Source organism: Streptomyces sp. NPDC056347 (genome assembly GCF_042262625.1).
In the GTDB taxonomy this organism is placed as follows: Bacteria; Actinomycetota; Actinomycetes; order Streptomycetales; family Streptomycetaceae; genus Streptomyces.
Map to the genome: position 1 here is coordinate 1 of NZ_JBHJQP010000339.1, position 1,408 is coordinate 1,408.

Here is a 1,408-nt window from a genome sequence, read left to right on the forward strand (position 1 = left end):
GCGGGGGGGCCGGTTACTCGGGGGGGGGCGGCCGGGGGGGCAAGGGGGGGGGCGGGGGCGGCATGGCCCGCCGCGCCCCAGGCCCGCAGGCTCAAGGGGCCCGGGGAGCTGGAGATCGTCGCCTTCGAGCGGGGCGGCTTCACCTCGTACTCCGCCTGCGGCATCCCGTACTGGGTCGGCGGGGACGTCGCGGGGCCGGACGAGCTGATCGCGCGCACCCCCGAGGAGCACCGGGCCCGGGCCATCGATCTGCGGATGCGCACCGAGGTCACCGGGATCGACGTCGCCGGGCGGCGGGTGCGGGCGGTGGAGCGGGACGGCGGCGAGGCGTACTGGACGCGGTACGACAAGCTCGTGATCGCGACCGGTGCCCGCCCGGTGCGTCCGGCGCTGCCCGGAATGGACGCGCCGGGGGTGCACGGGGTGCAGACCCTGGACGACGGTCAGGCCCTGCTGGAGACGCTGGACCGGGCGCCGGGCGACCGGCGGGCGGTCGTCGTCGGGGCGGGCTACATCGGTGTGGAGATGGCGGAGGCGCTGCTGAAGCACGGTTTCGAGGTGACCGTGGTCAACCGGGGCGAGCAGCCGATGGCGACGCTCGACCCCGACATGGGGCGGCTGGTGCACGAGGCGATGGACGGTCTCGGCATCACCACCGTCAACCGGGCCGAGGTCACCGCGATCCGCACCGGTCCGGACGGCCGGGTCCGGGCGGTCGTGGCGGGCGGGACGGAGTATCCGGCGGACGTGGTGGTGCTCGGCATCGGAGTGGAGCCGGAGACGGCGCCGGCGCGGGAGGCGGGTCTCCCGCTGGGCCCGCACGGCGGGCTGCTGACGGACCTGTCGATGCGGGTCGTCGGGCACGAGGACATCTGGGCGGGCGGCGACTGCGTCGAGGTGCTCGACCTGGTGGCGGGCCGCACCCGGCACATCGCGCTGGGCACCCACGCCAACAAGCACGGCCAGGTCATCGGGTCCAACGTCGCCGGGGGCTACGGGACGTTCCCGGGCGTGGTCGGTACGGCGGTGAGCAAGGTGTGCGATCTGGAGATCGCCCGCACCGGTCTGCGCGAGAAGGACGCCCGCGCGGTGGGCCTGCGGTTCGTGACGGCGACGATCGAGTCGACGGGACGGGCGGGCTACTACCCGGGGGCGCGGCCGATGACGGTGAAGATGCTCGCGGAGTACCGCACGGGCCGGCTGCTCGGGGTGCAGATCGTGGGCCGGGACGGGGCGGCCAAGCGGGTGGACGTCGCGGCCGTGGCACTGACGGCCGGGATGACGGTGGAACAGATGACCGCCCTGGACCTGGGGTACGCGCCGCCGTTCTCCCCGGTGTGGGACCCGGTGCTGGTGGCGGCGCGCAAGGCGGTGGCGGCGGTGCGCCGGGCGGGCACCGATTGAGCGG

Annotated in this window: 1 protein-coding gene; it reads left to right on the top strand. The window is 75.4% G+C overall.

Translation table 11 applies throughout. The annotated features are described in order from the left end of the window. Positions 1 to 1,404, top strand: a 1,404-nt coding sequence (locus ACFCV8_RS36035; RefSeq protein WP_376689779.1) for an FAD-dependent oxidoreductase, incomplete at its 5' end; no start/stop codon positions are given. Positions 1,405 to 1,408: the final 4 nt, after the last annotated feature.